We start from the raw sequence: 13,977 nt of genomic DNA on the forward strand, positions 1-13,977 counted from the left end.
ATCTTGTCCTTGGCGGGCAGATTCACCCAAAGCTGCACCATCTCGAACATACCGCCGCGTCGCGCGAAATCGCGTCCGTGAAACTCTTCATGCACCAGGCCGGATGCTGCGGTCATCCACTGCACGTCGCCGGGACCGATGCGCCCGCCGCCACCAGAGGAGTCGCGGTGCTCCACTTCGCCCTCGTAGACGATAGTTACCGTCTCGAATCCGCGATGCGGGTGCTCGCCGACACCGAGGCGCTTGTCCGTCGGCGGGAATTCCATCGGGCCGGCGTAATCGAGGAGCAGAAACGGACTGAGAACCGGGCCCAGGTTAGGGTATGAAAAAAGCGTCCGAACGGGGAACCCGTTACCTACCCAATGACGACCCACGCTACGCTGGATGCAGCGCAGCTTCTTGACCGAGATCTCTTCGTTTGGTGGCGGCATCGATCACTCCCTCCTCTGCTACGTTTGGATGGCATCACGGAGATGCACGTTGTTGCCATATGGCTGGATCGCGACGAGCGTGAAATACTGCCAGTACGACGATACGCTTGGCCTCCGCGCGGAAGAATACAGAGTACGGGAAGCGGCGTACTCTAAGGCATCGCGTATCTCGGTACATAATAGGAAAACGTTGCGGGTTACTCGCTGCCATGGTGACAGCACGGTTGATCTCACTTGTAAATTCGGCACCAAGTCCAAAACGGCGTTCTTCGTACCACAAAGCGGCTTCGTCGAACTCACGGCGTGCAGCGCGCCGAAAGACGACTGTCAAAGTCATCTCTTGAGGCGTTCGGTAATTGATGCTATTACTTCTTCCCAAGGAACGACATCGGCCGGGCTTGCTTCGTGATCCGCAAGCCTCCTATCAAGCTCGGCGCGTTGAGCGCCGGTCAGTGGTATCTCGGCGCTATCCGCAGCAATGCTATCCCAGAGTTCTTCAACTAACGCTAAGCGCTCTTCGATCCCGAGACGGTCTATACCTAGTGACTTTACCGAAACAGACATGGTCTTATCCTCCACAATGGACCGTAGCCATAATACCAAATTGCCCTCTGTGCCAAGTGCTGCGCGTCTACGCTCGAAGAAAACGCCGTGAATATTCAGGGTGTGTATTGTCCATTCATCTTGGGTATAGCTATTGCTGCTATGTCCCTTGTCATGACGCCCAACGGACGCATTAAGCCGACGCCGACCCGGACGGATCAGATGAAACGAGGCGCTTCCCCGGCGATTGGCTTGAATGCATAGTTATACCCAATGCTTCAAGGAATTGCTCCGGATCGGGTGACGGAAGGCGTTTTTCGACATGTGGCAGATACCGCGATGAGTCCGCACCCCAATCGAAGTACAAACCGGTGCCAGGCTCTTTGAGTGTTGCCGCAACGTCTTGCGTAACCTCAAGCTCTTGAGAGAAAAGCAGCGTTCGATCACGATCGCCGAGAAGGCGAGCATAGACATCAAGGCGATAATGGCCTGCCGAGAACTGCAACGAGCTGCCGTCCTTGGGCGTAAGGAAATGATGATTTGCCGCAACGCCGCTCTCGCCAACGAACAGGCCACTACCTCTTACAAGCTTTTCGTCGCCGTGGACCCAGATATTGAATGTTTGGTGCGTTTCATTTCGTGACAGCGAGACGTGCATGCTTTCGATGACGCGCCCACGCTTAGATGTGGCGAAGAGCAACGTTCGCAAATAGACCTTAGGCAGTGGGACGTCCTCGCGCGTGCGCGGCGTATCAGGGCCAAAGAAAATCACCGTCGGCTGCGTCATTTTCACCGTGCCACGGCGAAACAACGTCAGCCACGCCGTCGTTGCCGAGATAGCGAGGGCCAGAACTGAAATCGTGACGGTTACTGGGTCTACCATTGGGTATAACTAGAATTCGACCTCGTTTATATACAGGCAACGGTCATAATCTACCCTTCTCTTCCGTCATGCCGGAACCTCAAGGCGATGCACTTGCGCTTCCGCGACCCCGGAACCGAGCGCTTCGATCTCCGCCGCCGGGTAGCTTCCGGTCATCGCCAGGATGCGCCCGCCGTCGCGACTCATTGGCAAAGCCAAACGCACCAGCATGTCCAGCGATCCCACGGCCCGAGAGATCACGGTCGAAAAGGCACGTTCGGGACGATAGTCTTCGGCCCGCGCGTGCACGATCTCGACTCGCTCCAGCTCTAGCTCGATGAGCACTTGGCGCAGGCAACGGATCTTCTTGAGGCTCCGATCGAGGAGCACCCATTCTACGATCGGGATCCGCGAGAGCCAACACCATGCCCGTATACCCGCGCCGCTGCCGATATCGAGGAGCCGTTCGCCGTAGAGGTAGGGGAGCACGGCGAGGCTGTCCAAGAGGTGCCGCGCCACCATCGAGCGTGAGGCCCGTGCCCGCGAGTACGCCGGCAGGAAACCGGACGGAGCGCGCAATCGAAGGCGCCGCGCGTCGAGGGGCGGCAGGCTTTCGGCTTGACAGTATGCATGGGGCATCCTTACGATACATACGCATGAAGACCCGTGTCACCATCACCTTAGATCCCGAGGTGCACGCCCGCGCCAAGGCAGTGGCACGGGCGCGACGCACCACCGTCTCCGGTTTGATCGAGGCGTTTCTCCGCTCGCCGGACGCGGCCGGGTTGGGCGGTTCCGTGGTCGATGAGATGCTCGGGTGCGCCGAGCTGCGCGGCGTGGAGCCCGGACGCGATCCGCTCTACGATGTCCTGCACGCCCGCCACATCGCCCGCCGCCGGTGAGAATCCTGCTGGATACCGACGTCCTACTGGACGTGGCACTGGCACGTGAGCCGTTCGCCGCAGACAGCACGGACGTGCTGCGCTGGGCCGAAGCGGGCGGCGCGGCGGCCGTGGCTTGGCACTCGCTGTCCAACTGTGCGTACCTGCTTAAGAGCGGCGGGCGGCCTTTTCTGGAACGCCTGCTGCGCCTGGTCGAGGTGGCGCCCGTGGCAACTGCCGATGCCCGTCGCGCCCTGGATCTGCCCCTGTCCGACGTCGAGGATGCGTTTCAGGCGGCCGCCGCGCTGGCCTGGCAGCCGGACGTAATCGTGACGCGTAACGTTTCGGACTACCGTCGCTCCCCGGTCCGAGCGCTTTCACCCGCGGCCTTTCTCAAGCACGCCGCCACCTGATCCGCATGGATGCCTCGCAAATTGGCAAGCGGGCCTGGAGTTACGCCGGCGTGTTGCAGGACGCCGGGCTTTCCTGCTTCGAGTATGTGGAGCAGTTGACCCTGCTGCTGTTCCTCAAGATGGCGGATCAGCTCACCGAAGAGCCCTACAACCGCGCGCCCCTCGTGCCGCCCGAGCTGGGCTGGAAGGCGCTGCTCCCGCTCGACGGTGCGGCGCTGGAGGATCGGTATCGCGCGAGCCTGGAAAAGCTGGGCGTGAAGCCGGGCATGCTCGGCAGCTCTCGACTCGCCGGCTGCGCATCATCAAGTACCGCGGCACCACCCACGGCACCAACGAGTACCCCTTCTTGATCGACGAAAACGGCATATCCGTCCTGCCGGTCACCTCGCTGGGCCTGCGGCAGGAGGCGTCCGACGAGCGGATCTCTACCGGCGTTCCCCGGCTCGACGCCATGCTCGGCGGCGCGGGGGTCTACCGCGGCAGCAGTGTGCTCATCACCGGAACCGCGGGTACCGGCAAGACGAGCCTGGCCGCCCACTTTGCCGCCGCCACTTGCCGCCGCGGCGAGCGCTGCCTGTACTTCGCCTTCGAGGAGTCGGAGAGCCAGCTGGTCCGCAACATGCGCTCCATCGGCCTGGACCTGGCGCCCTGGCTGAAGAAGGGCATCTTGCGCTTTTACGCCACCCGCCCCACCGCCTACGGCCTGGAAATGCACCTGGTCGCGCTCCACAAGCTGGTCAGCGACTTCCATCCCCGCGCGGTGATCGTGGACCCGATCACCACGTTCACGAGCGCCGGCACATCCGTCGAGGCCGAGTCGATGATGATGCGGGTGATCGACTTCCTCAAGGCCCAGCAGATCACCGCCCTGTTCACCAGCCTGACCCACAGCGGCAAGCTCTTGGAGCAGAGCCAGGTCGGCATCTCATCCCTCATCGACACCTGGCTGTTGGTGCGCGACATCGAGCTGGGCGGCGAGCGCAACCGCGGCATGTACATACTGAAGTCGCGCGGCATGGCCCACTCCAACCAGATCCGCGAGTTCCTCCTGACCGACCACGGGGTCGAGCTGAAGGACGTGTACGTCGGGCCGGAAGGCGTGCTCACCGGGTCAATGCGCCTGGCCCAGGAGACGCGCGAGCAGGCTGCCACCTTGAGCCGCCAGCAGGAGATCGAGCGCCGCCAGCGCGACCTGGAGCTCAAGCGCCAGGCCTTGGAGGCCCAGCTTGTCGCCCAGCGCGGCCAGTTCAAGGCGGAGCAGGACGAGCTGAAGCTGCTCATCGTCCAGGAACAGTCCGCCGCCGACCGCGCGGGACAGAACCGAGAAAAGATGGCCCGCAGTCGCAAGGCGGACGACCCGGCCGAGACCCCGGGCAACCGCTCTCGTAGAATGACCCCTCAGGGAGGACGCAAATGAAACGTAACCCGAACAAGCCGAAGACCCTGGCGGCCCTGGCCGCCACCGCGGAAGCGGACCCGAATGTGTGGGAGCTGCGCCTCTACGTCGCCGGCAAGACGGCCAAGTCCGTCGCCGCCTTCGAGAACCTCACCAAGCTGTGCGAGGAGCACCTGCGCGGCAAGTACAAGATCGAAGTCGTGGACCTGCTAGTCCACCCGCAGCTCGCCCGGGGCGACCAGATCGTCGCCATCCCTACCCTGGTCCGCAAACTGCCCGAGCCGATCCGCAAGGTGATCGGCGACCTGTCCAACGTGGAGCGCACCCTGGTGGGGCTGCAGCTGCGCCCCGCCAAGCCTAACGGGGCGTCCGAGGAACGACCAACGAGACCCGAGAAGGCACGGCCATGACCCCCCTGACCATCGGCCAACTGCTGCGGGAAAACGAGGACTTGCGCCACCGGCTGGAGGAGGCGGAGGACGCCTTCCGCGCTCTCCGTGCCGGTGAGGTGGACGCCGTCCTCGTCGAGGCCGGGCGCGAGCAGATCTACACCCTGGAGACGGCCGACAAGCCCTATCGGCTGCTGGTCGAGCAGGTGCCCTACGGCGCGGCGACGCTCACCGCCGAGGGCGCGATCATCTACTGTAACCGCCGCTTCGCCGAGCTGCTCAGACGGCCGCTTCACTCCCTGCTCGGCAAGCCGATCGGCGGCTTCGTCGCCCCCCACGGCCTCCCGCTTCTCGAAGCCCTGCTGCGCGACGGCCAGGGCGAGGTCCCTTTGCGGCGGGCCGACGGCACGACAGTGCCGGTCTACCTTGGGGTCACCACGCTGCAGGAAGGCGCCCTCGGCTCCTGCCTGATGGTCACCGACCTGACCGAGCAACGGCACTACCAGGAGTTAAAGCGCACCCAGGCGGCTCTGCGTGAAAGCGAGCAGAAGTTCGACACGGCCCTTGCTTCGATTCGAGATTACGTTTACATCTTCGACCGCGACGGGCGGTTCGTGTACGCGAACAAAGTGCTGCTCGACCTGTGGAACCTGACGCCCGACCAGGCCGTTGGCAAGACAATGGCGGATCTCGACTATCCCAAGCAGCTTGAGGCGGAACTCCTGGGCAACGTCCGGCAGGTCTTCGCGAGCGGCCAGCCCGTCACGAGCGTCACCCATTACACGAGCCCCACCGGCGTGGGCGGTAATTTCGAGAATGTCCTCGCCCCCGTGGCCGATGCGGAAGGCAGGGTTTCGCTGGTGGTGGGGGTGAGTCGGGACATTACCGAGCGTCTGCGGGTCGAAGTGGCACTCAAGGACGCCGACCGCCGCAAGGACGTGTTTCTCGCTACCCTGGCCCACGAGCTGCGTAATCCGCTAGCCCCAATCCGTAACGCCCTGCAAATCCTCATAGCCAAAGGCCCGCCCGACCCGGAACTGCAGTGGGCTCGAGGCGTGATCGACCGCCAAGTGCAACAGATGGCGCGGCTGCGGGAAGACCTGCTCGACGTGTCCCGCATCTCCCAAAACCGGCTGGAACTCCGCAAGGAACGAGTCGAACTGGCCGCCGTGCTGGGAGCCGCCCTGGAGACCAGCCGTCCCGTTATCGAAGCCAGCGGCCACGAACTCACCGTCACCCTGCCGCCCGAGCCGATCCACCTGGAGGCCGACCCGCTGCGCCTGGCCCAGGTGTTCGCCAACCTCCTCAACAACGCCGCCAAGTACACGGAGGAGGGCGGTCGCATCTGGCTCGCCGCCGAGCGGCAGGGGGGTGAAGTGGCCGTGTCGGTCAAGGATACCGGCATCGGCATCGCCCCGAAAATGCTGCCGCGCGTCTTCGAGGTTTTCTCGCAGTCGAAACCGGCGCTGGTGCGGTCGCAGGGCGGGCTCGGCATCGGCCTGTCGCTGGTCAAGGGACTGGTCGAGTTGCACGGCGGGATCATCGAGGCCAGAAGCGACGGGCCAGGCCAGGGAAGCGAGTTCGTCGTTCGCCTGCCGGTCGCCGGGGAGAAGCTTGTCCAGGAACCGGCCCAAGCGGGCGAGGACGAGCAGCCAAAACCCGTGACGAAGTGCCGCGTCTTGATCGCGGACGACAGCCAGGATAGCGCCGACAGCCTGGCGATGTTCTTGAAGATCAAGGGGTACGAGGTCGGCACGGCCTACGACGGCGAACAGGCCGTCGAAGCGGCCGAGGCGTTGCGACCCGACGTGGCGCTGCTCGACATCGGGATGCCGAACCTGAATGGCTACGACGCCTGCCGCCGTATCCGGGAACAGCCATGGGGCCGGGCTTTGTTCCTCATCGCCCTGACCGGCTGGGGTCAGGAGGAAGACCGCCGCCGCACCGAAGAGGCCGGTTTCGATCAGCACGTGGTCAAGCCCGTGGACCCTGCTGCCCTCATGAAGTTACTGGCTTCTTTGTCCTCCGATCATGCAGGCCGGCTAACGCTTAAGGATTGAGACGACCTGGAAAGGTCGTTTCAATCTATTGGTTCAAGAAGCCCGATTTCGAGCTTGGGTTTTTAACGAGAGGAATGCTTCAGCGTCGCGTGGGTAGTGTCATGGCTATGGGGGTCTGACAGTCGCGCAACCGTAACTCGGAGAAACCATGATGACCACAGCCCGGAAGCATCCCTACCACCCGATCATCTATGTCCGCGGCTTCGCAGCCACTCAAGGCGAGATTGAGGAGACGGTGGCCGACCCTTACATGGGCTTCAACATCGGCTCGACCAAGGCGCGCGTTGCATGGACCGGCGACGTCAAGCGCTTCTACTTTGAGTCCCCGCTCGTGCGCTTGATGAGCGACCACGAGTACGAGGACGTTTTCGTTGACGGTGACGACCTGGTGGCGGCCGAGCGTGCCGACCACCCCGTTCCGTACCGCTGCATCATCATCTACCGCTACTATGACGAGGCCTCGAAGGACTTTGGCGACGGCAAGCTTCCTCCAATTGCACACTTCGCGAAGGGTCTGGACACGCTCATCCTGCGCCTGCGCAAGAAGATCTGCGCGAACGAGGATAACAAGATGACGCCCGCAGACTTCCGCGTGCACCTCGTGGCCCACTCCATGGGCGGGCTGGTCTGCCGCGCCTTCCTACAAAATCCGAAGCTCGGCTCCGCGGAGGCGCGCGCGGCGGTGGACAAGTTTTTCACCTACGCCACGCCGCACAACGGCATCGACATGCGCATCGTGCGTAACGTGCCGGGCTGGCTCTCTTTCGGCGACATCAACAACTTCAATCGCGAGAAGATGGCCGAATACCTCGATGTACCCAAGGGCGACGACGTCTCGGTCGTGAAAAACTTCCCGCCGGAACGCATCTTCAACCTGGTCGGCACCAACCCGCGCGACTACAACGCGGCCAGCGGCATCTCGGCGTGGGCGGCGGGCGACGCGAGTGACGGGCTGGTGCGCATCGAGAACGCCACCACGCATGGGCCGGGCCCCGACGGTAAGGATGTGAGTTCGCCGCGCGCCTTTGTGCACCGCAGCCACTCGGGCCACTACGGCATCGTGAATTCCGAGGAGGGCTACCAGAACCTTATGCGCTTTCTGTTCGGCGCGCTGCGCGTGGACGGCATCCTGGACATCGACGACATCACGCTGCCGGTGGAGGTGCAGAAGGCGCACGAAGACGGCAAGACGGTGCGCGCGTCGTACCAGTTCGAGATCGCAGCCAGCGTGCGTGGCTGTCAGTGGCAGATGACGCGCCGCGAGGTGCGCGAGAACTCCGCGATTTTCCGTACCTACGGCGAGCTGTTCCCGGGAAAGGACGGCACCAAGCGCGTACCCGACCGCTCCAAGAGCCCGCACCTGTTCTCCATGTTCCTCGATCCGAGCAAGAGCGTCAAGAAGAATTCCAAATCGGTCAGCTTCGCGTTCGACGTGAAAGTGCTGGTGCCCGACTACGAAGTGGACGGATCCATTTTCCTGAAGCGCCACTACGAGGGCGGCTTCATCCTGCGCGAGTTGATCCTGGTGGAGGCGTTCCCCGACGCGGGAGCCCGGGGCGGCTGGCGGATCAAGTACGGCTTTCAGGACATCAACCCCGGCAAGCCGGGCGTTGATGTGGTAACGCGCGCGCTCGGCGGCGGCGACGCGAAGGCAGATGCAGTCGCGGCCGCCCCCGGCCTCGCTTTCGATATCCCTATCGAGCAGAAAGCCCGCCCTGGCTTGCGGGGCAAGCTACGCATCGAAGCCCGACCGTGGACCTGAGTAGCTGAAGACTTGAGCGGTTTTTCTCCGTGGTCGCGGGAGCATTTTCATGCTGTAGTTGGTACGCAACGGTGCCTAATAACAGCTTCAACCCGGGCTGTGAACCTCCCCTGAAAAAGTAGACACCTTGATCTAATTATTATTGGTTTGTTCACGCAGTTTTCAATAATTGGCTTTGTCGCGGCGCTCGTAGCCTTGCCTGTGTTTGCGCAGGAGGCACTCAACTTCGCGTCCAAGCGATTCACCGAGTCTTACATCCTGGGTGAGATCGTCACCCAGACCGCGCAGAGCGGGGACGAGACGCCAGTTTATTACCAACCAGGCGTGGGCAACACGGCAATTTTGTTCGCAGCGCTGCAAACCGGCAGCGTCGCGGCCTACCCGGAATATACCGGCACAATCGCTCGCGAGTTGCTGAAGATAGAAGATGCGAGCATCGCGGAAATCAATCGCAAGCTCGCGCCGCTTGGGCTCGCTGCCAGTATTCCGTTCGGCTTTGCCAACAACTACGCGCTCGCGATGCCGGAGGCAAAAGCAAAAGAACTCGGTATCGTCACGATTTCAGACCTCGCGGATCACCCGAAGCTCGAACTGGGTCTCTCGCAGGAGTTCCTGCAACGCAACGACGGCTGGCCGCTCGTCAAAACTCGATACGAACTGCCCTTTGCCGCGCCGCGCGCAATTGATCACGGCCTCGCATACGAAGCGCTTGCCGCGCGCGAAATTGACGTTATGGACATTTACTCGACCGACGCGAAGATCGCCAAGTACAAGCTGCGCGTGCTGCGCGATGACCGCACGGTGTTTCCGGCGTACGAAGCCGTGCTGCTACATCGCGCCGATCTGCCACAGCGTTGGCCAAAAACCTGGGCCGCGTTGCAGAGTCTCCAAGGCAAGATTACTGCGGCGGAAATGATCGAGATGAATGCCGCGGCCGAGCTCGAAGGCCGCGCGTTCGCACAAATCGCCGAGGAGTTTTTGCACGGAGGATCACCTTCGCGCGCCGCGAGCCGGAATCGAAGTTTCAGCGATCTTCTATTCGGCGGGGATTTCTGGCGGCTGACCCGAGAGCACCTGGCGCTCGTGTTGATTTCGCTTGGCCTCGCATGTCTTGCCGCGGTGCCGCTCGGTATCGTGGCTGCGCGAGTGCCTAAAGCCGCGCAACCCATCCTGTCAGTTGTCAGCGTGATTCAAACGATTCCATCGCTCGCGCTGCTGGCGTTTTTGATCCCGCTCCTGAATCGCATCGGCACGCTACCAGCGCTCATAGCGTTGTTTCTCTACTCCCTTCTGCCGATCGTGCGCAATACCCACAGCGGTCTGACTTCGATCCCGTCTTCTCTCCAGGAGTCCGCACGTGCCCTTGGCCTTCCCTCCTTTGCGCGCTTGCGTTTGATCGAGCTGCCGCTCGCCGCGCCCTCGATTGTGGCCGGAATTAAGACCTCCGCGGTGATCAGTGTCGGCACCGCCACGATCGCCGCTTTCATCGGCGCCGGCGGTTACGGTGAGCGCATCGTCGCGGGGCTCGCAGTCAACGACAACGCAGTACTGCTCGCTGGAGCGATTCCGGCTGCGGCGCTGGCGCTTCTTATCGAGGGCGGATTTGTACTGCTCGATCGCTGGCTGATACCGGCGGGATTGCGGCACGCCAAATCGCCGTGACAACTAAACGCCAAATGCCTGCGGCGGTTTCCAATATGACAACGCCGGTATATGATGAAAAAAACCGTTGCGCAAAAAAAGTCAACGAAATTTAAAATCAAACGAGGAAAAGCATGAACGATAAATCCAAAATCACTCGCCGGTCGGCGCTCAAGAGCATGGCGGCGCTCGCCGCAATCGCGGTAATTCCCGTGAGCAGGAAGGCATATTCAGCAAAGGCGTCCCAGGCGTCGGTCCAATACCAGGATGAGCCAAAGGGTGACCAGCAATGCGATAACTGTCTGCATTTTGAGGCGCCCAGCGCCTGTAAGACCGTAGAAGGGAAAATCAGTCCCAAGGGGTGGTGTGCGATCTGGGTAAAGATGCCCTGATTCGGAATTTGCCGTCCTCGACGGGTAGCGTAAACGGCGGCAGCCCTCCTCGGTAGATATCGGTAGATAACCGTTTCGGTCACACATCCTTGCGAAAACGCTCACGCGCGTCGCTGCGCGGGAGGAGTGTCTTACTCGTTGCGAACAACGCTCCGACACTACCGATCATTGGACATTAATTAAGTTAGTTAGTCCGCCGCTTCGAGCGCGTTCCCAGACACTCGCGACGATGCTTCTTCTGTCTACCGGTACGTTCCAAAAAAAAGACGCCGCGCTAGGGCGGCGTCTGCACGTGGCAGCGGGCTAATTGTTGGAAGGCAATAGTAGATCCTTAGTGTTCGATGACAATCTCAACTCGTCGGTTTTGCGGTTCGCGAACGCCGTCATCGGTCGGCACCAACGGCTGCGTTTCACCGAGGGCCTCGGTTTCAATGGCGTCAGCTTGCACTCCGAACTCGGTGAGAGCGGACTTCACTGCATCCGCCCGCCGCTGCGATAGATCCCTGTTGTAGCTGTCGCTCCCGGACGTATCGGCGTGACCGAGCGCTATGATCCTATTGAACGGCTTCGCGCTAGCGTCGGCCGCTGCGCTTTCGACGATACTCATCCCTTCAGGCGTCACATCAGCTTTATCCAAATCGAAGAACACCAGATAGCTCTCTGGTGGGACAGCAGCTTCCGGCACAGGTGCAGGTTCCTCGGCCGCCAGCGCCGCCTCGACCTTGGCGATTGCATCCATGAAAGCTTGCTTGCAGGCGTTGACGTCCGCCGGTTGTAGGTCCTCGGAAGCCTGCTCTACCCAGCAATCGTAAGACGTTTGGGCGCGGGCCGCATCCTCGGGCGCCTTGGTCCTCCCAGTCTTGTCGAGCGCCGAGACCAACCGCTGACGCGCATCCGACAGCTCCGAGACATACTTACCTTTCAGAAATGGCTGCCTTAGCTCGACCTGATCCGGCCCCGGCGACTGTCCTCCGGCTGCGGCCGTGGCCCGCTGTGCGTACGTATCAGCATCTCGGTGGTCGCCCTGAAACTTCTCCGCTTTGGACAGCGCCGCATAATCCTGCGCCAAGGCATTGTCAAAGGCGGCGCCGCTCGGCTGCATGCTCGCGAGCTGATTCATCGGCCGCGATGCACATCCGGTTAGCGTAACCGCCGCGATCATCAGGACCGCGAATCTCATTACAGAAGTCATTGTCTATGTCCTCCCTCGTAGGGTTGCCCCGGCATCTCAATGCGAGAACCCGATCAAACGGCCGGGCCGGAACGTCTACTACAGTGTCTAATCGTTAAGCCTAGAAGTCGAAACCAATGCCGAGCGCGTAGGGAACTGTCCCGTCTTTGCAGCACTCACTGATCAGCATTTCGTAACTAATGGCCCCAAAAATAAATGTGCTCTCGTTTACAAAAAATTTGAGTCCCCCTTCAGGACCCCAGACGCCATCATCTTCGACGCCCGCGCCATATTGCCCGCCGAGGTTCAAGCCGAGATATGGCTGCCATCTCGCAAAATCCCACTGATAAGCAGCCTGAAAAACTGACCGGCCATTAAATATGTTGCTGTCACCCACGTCCGCATAATTAAGTCTTTGCCTGAACGTGAGTGGGATATTTTTGGTCAGGTAGTATCCAATCGAGCCGGCGAAGCCAAAATCTGAATTATCGAACCCGTCGTCCGTAGTCGAATCGCCCGTGCCGCTTAGGGTTGCTTCCCAATTCCCGGCCACTGGGCCGGGATCAGGGGTGTAGGGCGGCATGCCAGTCGATTGTGCCATTGCAACCGTTGCAACCGTGCTTAACGCAATTCCAGAAAGTGCGAAAAATAATTTCATCATTCTCGTAACTCCGTCCCCAAGACCTGACGAGCGCCCACACCGTAGGGGTAACCGTGCGCGGACGCAATCACCATTCGTGCACCTATACAACACTCAACGCGCATTAAACTGTGGTAATTCAGCAACGACAAAAATACACCACCCGCTTCTCTTTAGCAATCAATTTTCTAAACTGGCTTAAATCAACTAACTTGCTCGCTTGACAAAGGAGGATATAAAAATGAATCCCTAAAAGCCAAAAGATTGATATTGGTCATGAAACTGTGAAAGCCATCTTGACAGGCCAGCGTCCCGTGCGCAAAAGCCTATGCCTCTTTTCTCTTACGTTTGTTCAACAAGGTTAGTGGTCATCTATGAATCATTGTGCTATGTATACCACAACATCTGGAAATGATCTATAAGATCTATAAAAAAATTCAAATTCGTGCTGCCAGGTATGCATCGGCGCTCTTTACCTAGGCCGATCTGTCAGGAAAAAATTAAAGCCACGAAGTCGAAGCCATAAGCCTTTCCGTGCCGGACCGATTACGGCTATCCCTGCCGAGTGGCCGGTGTTTTCATCTATTCTGCCGCTGCGCCCGATCGAATGGAGCATACCCAATCCCATCATGCCGGCACGCCCACGACCACGCTGCTGGCCTTGAAGATCGCGCTCGCCGCCAGGCCTTCCGCGAGACCCAGGCTCGCGGCGCTGTCATTGGTGATGATGGCGGCGATCCCGCCACCTTCCGGCAGACCGATCACGACCTCGGTATTCACGGCGCCGGGATGCAAACGCGATACGGTGCCGCTGAAACGATTGCGCGCCGAGAACTTGGTGCCGCGCTCGTCCGTGACGATGATGACCGAGGAGGCCTTGATGAGCGCGAAGGCCTTGCTGCCGGCCTCGAGCGCGAGCCGTTCCGCGCTCTCATGGGTGATGATGGCGACGATCATCTGCCCGCCGACCACCTCGATGCCGATCTCATCGTTGACCGCGCCCCGCGTGATGGCCCGGACGGTGCCGAGGAATTGGTTACGTGCACTGGTTTGCATATCGATTCTCCTGATGAGTAATAGATCCTCCACAAGCCCGCGGGCCTGCCGGTTCAACGCCTCCAAGAACCGCCGGTGCTCGACGTCGATGCGCTCGAAGTTCTCGACCAGCCGCTCGCCGCGCGCAGTCAGACGCGTCGAGCCGCCGCCGCGCCCGCCGGCGGCGCGCTCAACGAGCGGTTCGCCGGCCAGGTTGTTCATGCCCGCGACCGCATCCCACGCGGCCTTGTAGCTCATCTTCATCGCCCGGGCCGCGTGCGTGATTGTGCCGTGGTCGCGGATCTCTCTGAGCAGGGCGATGCGCCCGGGTCCGCCGAGGTTGCGGTCGCCGACCGCCATC

At 61.1% G+C, this 13,977-nt stretch carries 16 protein-coding genes; 9 read left to right on the forward strand and 7 right to left on the reverse strand.

All coding sequences use genetic code 11. The features are described 5' to 3' along the window. From M3436_03985 to rsmG, 4 genes are all read right to left on the reverse strand, one after another. Positions 1 to 431: pirin family protein (locus M3436_03985; GenBank protein MDQ3563318.1), on the reverse strand; the 431-nt coding region annotated here is incomplete at its 3' end. Positions 432 to 764: 333 nt separating this feature from the next. Then, on the reverse strand, positions 765 to 995 hold the full coding sequence (locus tag M3436_03990) for an addiction module protein (GenBank protein ID MDQ3563319.1): 231 nt from the start codon (positions 993 to 995) through the stop codon (positions 765 to 767). 172 nt (positions 996 to 1,167) lie between these two features. Further along, a complete protein-coding gene (locus M3436_03995; protein ID MDQ3563320.1) occupies positions 1,168 to 1,761 on the reverse strand; it encodes a hypothetical protein in 594 nt (197 codons plus the stop codon). 162 nt (positions 1,762 to 1,923) lie between these two features. Then, the gene (rsmG, locus tag M3436_04000) at positions 1,924 to 2,475 is read right to left on the reverse strand and encodes a 16S rRNA (guanine(527)-N(7))-methyltransferase RsmG (GenBank protein MDQ3563321.1); all 552 of its coding nucleotides are present in this window, start codon (positions 2,473 to 2,475) and stop codon (positions 1,924 to 1,926) included. Between the two features lie 17 nt (positions 2,476 to 2,492). On the opposite strand from rsmG, the gene M3436_04005 reads away from it, so the two are divergent. From M3436_04005 to M3436_04045, 9 genes are all read left to right on the forward strand, one after another. Continuing rightward, positions 2,493 to 2,738, forward strand: a complete 246-nt coding sequence (locus M3436_04005) for a DUF6364 family protein (protein MDQ3563322.1) — start codon at positions 2,493 to 2,495, stop codon at positions 2,736 to 2,738. Then, the gene (locus M3436_04010; protein MDQ3563323.1) at positions 2,735 to 3,130 is read left to right on the forward strand and encodes a PIN domain-containing protein; all 396 of its coding nucleotides are present in this window, start codon (positions 2,735 to 2,737) and stop codon (positions 3,128 to 3,130) included. The genes M3436_04005 and M3436_04010 overlap by 4 nt, the downstream gene beginning before the upstream one ends. A 5-nt stretch (positions 3,131 to 3,135) precedes the next feature. Further along, positions 3,136 to 3,480 (forward strand): type I restriction-modification system subunit M N-terminal domain-containing protein, encoded by a 345-nt coding sequence (locus tag M3436_04015; GenBank protein MDQ3563324.1) that lies wholly within the window; start codon positions 3,136 to 3,138, stop codon positions 3,478 to 3,480. Further along, positions 3,432 to 4,547, forward strand: coding sequence for a circadian clock protein KaiC (gene kaiC, locus M3436_04020; GenBank protein ID MDQ3563325.1), 1,116 nt, complete (start codon positions 3,432 to 3,434; stop codon positions 4,545 to 4,547). Before M3436_04015 ends, kaiC begins: the two co-directional genes overlap by 49 nt. Beyond that, positions 4,544 to 4,936 carry a circadian clock KaiB family protein gene (locus M3436_04025; protein ID MDQ3563326.1) on the forward strand — a complete coding sequence of 131 codons (393 nt, stop codon included), beginning with the start codon at positions 4,544 to 4,546 and terminating at the stop codon, positions 4,934 to 4,936. Before kaiC ends, M3436_04025 begins: the two co-directional genes overlap by 4 nt. Then, positions 4,933 to 6,975, forward strand: coding sequence for a PAS domain-containing protein (locus M3436_04030; GenBank protein MDQ3563327.1), 2,043 nt, complete (start codon positions 4,933 to 4,935; stop codon positions 6,973 to 6,975). Before M3436_04025 ends, M3436_04030 begins: the two co-directional genes overlap by 4 nt. A gap of 148 nt (positions 6,976 to 7,123) precedes the next feature. Next, entirely contained in the window at positions 7,124 to 8,737 is a 1,614-nt protein-coding gene (locus tag M3436_04035) for a hypothetical protein (GenBank protein ID MDQ3563328.1), read from the forward strand. A 201-nt stretch (positions 8,738 to 8,938) separates the two neighbouring features. Further along, a complete protein-coding gene (locus tag M3436_04040) occupies positions 8,939 to 10,399 on the forward strand; it encodes an ABC transporter permease subunit (GenBank protein MDQ3563329.1) in 1,461 nt (486 codons plus the stop codon). A gap of 113 nt (positions 10,400 to 10,512) precedes the next feature. Next, entirely contained in the window at positions 10,513 to 10,770 is a 258-nt protein-coding gene (locus M3436_04045; GenBank protein ID MDQ3563330.1) for a high-potential iron-sulfur protein, read from the forward strand. A 331-nt stretch (positions 10,771 to 11,101) separates the two neighbouring features. Here the strand turns inward: M3436_04045 and M3436_04050 are convergent, their stop codons facing one another. The 3 genes from M3436_04050 to M3436_04060 form a co-directional block, all read right to left on the reverse strand. After that, a complete protein-coding gene (locus tag M3436_04050; protein ID MDQ3563331.1) occupies positions 11,102 to 11,962 on the reverse strand; it encodes an OmpA family protein in 861 nt (286 codons plus the stop codon). 100 nt (positions 11,963 to 12,062) lie between these two features. Then, positions 12,063 to 12,602 (reverse strand): hypothetical protein, encoded by a 540-nt coding sequence (locus M3436_04055; protein MDQ3563332.1) that lies wholly within the window; start codon positions 12,600 to 12,602, stop codon positions 12,063 to 12,065. A 606-nt stretch (positions 12,603 to 13,208) separates the two neighbouring features. Beyond that, the gene (locus M3436_04060) at positions 13,209 to 13,976 is read right to left on the reverse strand and encodes a TOBE domain-containing protein (GenBank protein MDQ3563333.1); all 768 of its coding nucleotides are present in this window, start codon (positions 13,974 to 13,976) and stop codon (positions 13,209 to 13,211) included. Position 13,977: the final 1 nt, after the last annotated feature.

Source organism: Pseudomonadota bacterium (assembly GCA_030859565.1).
In the GTDB taxonomy this organism is placed as follows: Bacteria; Pseudomonadota; Gammaproteobacteria; order JACCXJ01; family JACCXJ01; genus USCg-Taylor.